General features: G+C 72.0%; 5 protein-coding genes. 2 read left to right on the forward strand and 3 right to left on the reverse strand.

Annotated features, from left to right (window positions below; all coding sequences use genetic code 11):
- On the forward strand, positions 1-1,063 hold a 1,063-nt coding region (locus tag AOK09_RS01925; protein WP_157875765.1), incomplete at its 5' end, for a beta-1,3-glucanase family protein.
- A gap of 76 nt (positions 1,064-1,139) precedes the next feature.
- Here the strand turns inward: AOK09_RS01925 and AOK09_RS01930 are convergent.
- From AOK09_RS01930 to AOK09_RS01940, 3 genes are read right to left on the reverse strand one after another with little or no spacing between them, the layout of a single operon-like run.
- Positions 1,140-1,895, reverse strand: coding sequence for a succinate dehydrogenase/fumarate reductase iron-sulfur subunit (locus tag AOK09_RS01930; RefSeq protein ID WP_055585324.1), 756 nt, complete (start codon positions 1,893-1,895; stop codon positions 1,140-1,142).
- On the reverse strand, positions 1,892-3,835 hold the full coding sequence (locus AOK09_RS01935; RefSeq protein WP_055585325.1) for a fumarate reductase/succinate dehydrogenase flavoprotein subunit: 1,944 nt from the start codon (positions 3,833-3,835) through the stop codon (positions 1,892-1,894). The genes AOK09_RS01930 and AOK09_RS01935 overlap by 4 nt, the downstream gene beginning before the upstream one ends.
- Position 3,836: 1 nt before the next feature.
- The gene (locus AOK09_RS01940; RefSeq protein ID WP_055585326.1) at positions 3,837-4,541 is read right to left on the reverse strand and encodes a succinate dehydrogenase cytochrome b subunit; all 705 of its coding nucleotides are present in this window, start codon (positions 4,539-4,541) and stop codon (positions 3,837-3,839) included.
- A gap of 83 nt (positions 4,542-4,624) precedes the next feature.
- Between AOK09_RS01940 and AOK09_RS01945 the strand changes: the two genes are divergently transcribed.
- Positions 4,625-5,578 carry a LysR family transcriptional regulator gene (locus AOK09_RS01945; RefSeq protein WP_055585327.1) on the forward strand — a complete coding sequence of 318 codons (954 nt, stop codon included), beginning with the start codon at positions 4,625-4,627 and terminating at the stop codon, positions 5,576-5,578.
- Positions 5,579-5,688 lie beyond the last annotated feature (110 nt).

The raw sequence follows: 5,688 nt of genomic DNA on the forward strand, positions 1-5,688 counted from the left end.
GGTGGCCGCCGCGCTGCGCGCCCAGTCGGCGGCGGACGGCAGCGACTGGAGCCGGCTGATCGTCAGCTCCGGCGGCTCCGACCTGCGGGTGCTCAGCCCCAACCTGGCCATCCGCGGCAACAGTTCACTCTTCGCGGGCTACTTCGACGACTACGTCAACCAGGTCTGGAACAAGTACAGCACCACCGACCTGCGGATCGACACCCAGTTCAGCTGGGGCACCGCGACCGGCCGGGTCTCCGGCGGCGTGCTGAACTTCCCCGGCGTGGGCAGCTTCACCAAGCCCTCCACCCTGGCGGTCTTCTCCTGCAGCGACGCCCCCTTCACCACCGGCAACGACGAGATGGGCAACCTCAGCGCCCGCCTTGCCGCCGCCCTCAACCGCACCACCCTGCTGGCCAACCCCGACCAGCCCGACGCCGAGAACCCCGCGGCCTTCTACACCCAGGCCCGCACCAACCACTACGCCCGGATCCTGCACTCCACCACACCCGACGGACTGGGTTACGCCTTCCCGTACGACGACGTCCACCCGGCCGGGGTGGACTTCGAGGGCAAGGTGCAGTCGGGCACGCCCAGCCGGTTCACCATCACCGTCGGCGGCGGGACGGGCGGTGGCGGCACCAGCCCCACGCCGACCCCCACCGCCGGCGGTGTCGGCGCCTTCGGCACCATCCAGGCCGAGTCCTTCAGCGCCCAGTCCGGGACCTCGGTGGAGGCCTGCTCCGACACCGGGGGCGGCAGCGACGTGGGCTGGCTGGCCAACGGCGACTGGCTGAAGTACTCGGGGGTGGACTTCGGCAGCGCCGGGGCGACCCGCTTCACCGCCCGGGTGGCCTCGGGGGCGGCGGCCGGGATCAGCGGCCTGGTGCAGGTCCGTCTGGGCAGCCCCACCGCTCCCCCGCTCGGCGGCTTCGCGGTCGCGTCCACCGGGGGCTGGCAGACCTGGCGGACCGTACCGGCCGACATCAGCCGGGTGACCGGTGTCCAGGACGTCTATCTGACCTTCGACAGCGGGCAGCCGGCCGACTTCGTCAACCTCAACTGGTTCACCTTCGGCTGACCCACCCGGCGGGCGGGCCACCCCGGACGGTCCGGGGCGGCCCGCCCGGCGCGGCGCGGGCGCGGGCCCGACCGCCTCACACCCGGCCCGGGGCGCCCTTGCGCAGCGCCCGGAGGTACTCCCGGTTCATGGCCGCGATGGACGGCAGCGGGATGCCCTTGGGGCAGGCCGTGGCGCACTCCCCCGTGTTGGTGCAGCCGCCGAACCCCTGCTCGTCCATGGCCGCCACCATGCCCAGCACCCGGGACTCCCGCTCGGGCGCGCCCTGCGGCAGCGAGTTCAGGTGGACCACCTTGGCGGAGGTGAAGAGCATCGCCGAGCCGTTGGGGCAGGCCGCCACACAGGCCCCGCAGCCGATGCACTCCGCGTGCTCGAAGGCGGTGTCGGCGGCCTCCTTGGGCACCGGGGTGGCGTGCGCCTCGGGCGCCGATCCGGTGGGCGCGGTGATGTAGCCGCCGGCGCCGATGACGCGGTCGAACGCGGAGCGGTCCACCACCAGGTCCCTGACCACCGGGAAGGCCGCCGCCCGCCAGGGTTCGACATCGATGGTGTCGCCGTCCTGGAAGTGCCGCATGTGCAGCTGGCAGGTGGTGGTCCGCTCGGGGCCGTGGGCCTGTCCGTTGATCACCATGCCGCAGGCACCGCAGATGCCCTCGCGGCAGTCGTGGTCGAAGGCCACCGGATCCTCCCCGCGCAGGATCAGCTCCTCGTTGAGGACGTCCAGCATCTCCAGGAAGGACATGTCCGGACTGATGTCCCGGACCTCGTAGGTGGTCATCGCGCCGGCCTGCTCGGACGAGCGCTGGCGCCAGATGCGCAGGGTGAGGTTCACGCGTAGCTCCGCTGGGTGGGGTGGACGTACTCGAAGGCCAGCTCCTCGCGGTGCAGCACCGGGGCTCCGTCCCCGCCGTGCTCCCAGGCGGCCACATAGGAGAAGTGCTCGTCGTCGCGCCGGGCCTCACCGTCGGGGGTCTGGGACTCCTCACGGAAGTGGCCGCCGCAGGACTCGGTGCGGTGCAGCGCGTCCAGGCACATCAGCTCGGCCAGTTCCAGGTGGTCGGCGATCCGGTTGGCCTTCTCCAGCTGCTGGTTGAGCTCGGTACCGGTGCCCGGCACCCTGACCCGCCGCCAGAACTCCTCCCGCAGCTGGGGGATGCGGTCCAGGGCCTTGCGCAGTCCGGCGTCGTTGCGGGCCATGCCGCACTCCTCCCAGAGCAGTGCGCCGAGCTCCCGGTGGAAGGACTCCGGGGTGCGGTCGCCGTCCACGGAGAGCAGCAGGGCGAGGCGGTCCTCGGTGTCGGCGACGGCTTCGGCGACCGCCGGGTGGCCCGGGTCGGCCTCCTGGTGGGGGTGGCGCGCCAGGTAGTCGCCGATGGTGGCGGGCAGCACGAAGTAGCCGTCCGCCAGTCCCTGCATCAGCGCGCTGGCGCCGAGCCGGTTGGCGCCGTGGTCGGAGAAGTTGGCCTCCCCGATGGCGAACAGGCCGGGGACGGTGGTCTGCAGGTCGTAGTCCACCCAGAGGCCGCCCATGGTGTAGTGCACGGCGGGATAGATGCGCATGGGGCGGGTGTACGGGTCCTCCGCGGTGATCCGCTCGTACATCTCGAAGAGGTTGCCGTACTTCTCGGCGACCTTCTCCCGGCCCATCCGGTCGATGGCGTCGGCGAAGTCCAGATAGACGCCCTGGCCGCCGGGGCCGACCCCGCGGCCCTCGTCGCAGACGTTCTTGGCGGCGCGGGAGGCGATGTCGCGCGGCACCAGGTTGCCGAAGGAGGGGTAGATCCGCTCCAGGTAGTAGTCCCGCTCGTGCTCGGGGATCTGCTGCGGGGGCCGGGTGTCGCCCTTGGCGCGGGGCACCCAGATACGGCCGTCGTTGCGCAGCGACTCGCTCATCAGCGTCAGCTTGGACTGGTGGTCGCCCGAGCGCGGGATGCAGGTGGGGTGGATCTGGGTGTAGCAGGGGTTGGCGAAGTACGCACCGCGGCGGTGGGCCCGCCAGATCGCGGTGGCGTTGGAGTTCTTGGCGTTGGTGGAGAGGTGGAAGACATTGCCGTAGCCGCCGGTGGCCAGCACCACGGCGTCCGCCAGATGGACCGAGATCCGGCCGGTGACCAGGTCGCGGGCCACGATGCCGCGGGCCCGGCCGTCGATCACCACCAGGTCGAGCATCTCGGTGCGCGGGTGCATCTCCACGGCGCCGGCGTCGATCTGGCGGGACAGCGCCTGGTAGGCGCCGAGCAACAGCTGCTGGCCGGTCTGGCCGCGGGCGTAGAAGGTGCGGGAGACCTGGACGCCGCCGAAGGAGCGGGTGTCCAGCAGCCCTCCGTACTCACGGGCGAAGGGGACGCCCTGGGCGACGCACTGGTCGATGATCTGCACCGAGACCTGGGCGAGGCGGTGGACGTTGGACTCCCGGGAGCGGAAGTCCCCGCCCTTGACGGTGTCGTAGAAGAGCCGGTGCACCGAGTCGCCGTCGTTGCGGTAGTCCTTGGCGGCGTTGATGCCGCCCTGGGCCGCGATGGAGTGGGCGCGGCGGGGCGAGTCCTGGTAGCAGAACTGGACGACCCGGTAGCCCTGTTCGGCGAGGGTCGCACCGGCCGCGCCGCCGGCCAGTCCGGTGCCCACCACAATCACCGTGAGCTTGCGGCGGTTGGCCGGGTTGACCAGCTTCGCCTCGAAGCGGCGGCGGTCCCAGCGCTCGGCGACCGGCCCGTCCGGGGCCTTGGTGTCGGCGATCGGGGCGCCGACGGTGAAGTCGCTGTAGGAGGTCATCTCAGTTCACCAATCCGGTCATCACGGCCACCGGCACCAGCACGAAACCGGCGGTGAGCACGGCCGCCAGGACGTTGGCCGCCGCCTTGAGGGCACGGTCGCGGGTGCGGCTGTTGGCCCCGAGGGTCTGCGCCGCGCTCCAGAAGCCGTGCCGGATGTGCAGGCCGAGGGCGAGCATCGCGGCGATGTAGATCAGGTCCACGTACCAGACCTGGAAGTCGGCGACGATGTCCTCGTACGGGTGGCCCGCCTCGCCGCGGGGGTTGAGGGTGCCGGTCGTCAGGTCGAGGATGTGCCAGACGATGAAGAGGCCGAGGATCACCCCGCCCCATCGCATGGTGCGGGTCGCATAGCTGCCCCGGGCGGGCTGCCGGTGGGCGTAGCGCTGGGGGCGGGCTGCCCGGTCGCGGCGGCTCAGCTGGTAGGCGGCGACGCCGTGCAGCACCACACAGGCGACCAGTGCGGTGCGCTGCAGCCACAGGTACCAGCTGTGGTGCAGCACCGGCTGGCCGATCGTCCGCAGCCAGGCGGCATAGCTGTTGAAGTCCCCGGGCCCGAAGAAGATCTTGAGGTTGCCGAGCATATGGGCGATGAGGAAAAGCAGCATGATCACGCCTGTGCCGGCCATCACCGTCTTCTTGCCGATGGTGGAGCCCCACAGCGTGCGGAGGGCGGACGGGTGCGCCGTCCGGGTCGCCAGTGCCATGCCTGGACGGTACGGCCGCCGTTCATGACAGGTCCAAGACATGATGCGGCTGGTTTCGATAGGCCGGGACTATCGTGGCCCTTGTGCAGTTGCAGCAGCTTGTGTACTTCGTGGCGGTCGCGGAGACCCGCCACTTCACCCGCGCCGCCGAGCGGGCGCATGTCGCCCAGCCGTCGCTCTCCCAGCAGATCCGCTCCCTGGAGCGGGAGCTCGGGGCTGAGCTGTTCAGCCGGGCCCGGGGCAACATCGCCCTCACCGACGCCGGCGAGGCCCTGCTGCCGCTGGCACGGCGGATCCTGGCGGACGCCGACACCGCCCGCCAGGAGGTGCAGGAGCTGGCCCAGCTGCGGCGCGGCCGGGTACGGGTCGGCGCCACCCCGAGCCTCTGCACCGGTCTGCTGCCGCAGGTGCTGCGCGCCTACCACCGCCGCTTCCCCGGGATCCGGCTGCTGGTGGAGGAGGGCGGCTCCAGGGATCTGGTCCGCGAACTGGCCACCGGCAGCCTGGACCTGGCGCTGATCATCCTGCCGCTGCAGAGCCATGACCCCGCCCTGGCCACCACCGAGCTGCTGCGCGAGGAGCTGGTGGTGGTCTCCGCGGCCGGGGCACCACCCCTGGTGGACGGCGGGCGGGTGCGGGTGGCGGATCTGGACGGGCGTCCGCTGGTGATGTTCCGGCGCGGTTACGACCTGCGGGAGTTCACCGTGGGCGCCTGCCGGGCCGCAGGGTTCGAGCCGTCGCTCGCCGTGGAGGGCGGCGAGATGGACGCGGTGCTCGGCTTCGTGGAGGCGGGGCTGGGGCTCGCGGTGGTGCCCAGCATGGTCGCCGACCGGCGGGGCCTGATCCGGGTGACGCCGTTCGCCGGGGAGGGGCTGCAGCGCACCATCGGCCTGGCGCACCGCCGGGACGTGGAGCCGCCGCGGGCGGCCCGTGAGCTGCGGCGGGTGCTGCTGGAGTACCTCGACCACGCGGCGGCCACCGGGACGCTTCCCCCGGGCACCCGGCGGGCCGGCCCCGCGGCCGGCGGTCCGGACTGAACCAGCTCCGACCAGGGGCTTGACGGGTGCAGGACAACTAGGGCTAGATTGTCCTGACTCGGACGCATCGCCCGGTGTGTATTGAGGCCGCATGGGAGCGCTCCCATGCC

Origin of the sequence: Peterkaempfera griseoplana (genome assembly GCF_001418575.1) — a bacterium.
GTDB lineage: Bacteria > Actinomycetota > Actinomycetes > Streptomycetales > Streptomycetaceae > Peterkaempfera > Peterkaempfera griseoplana.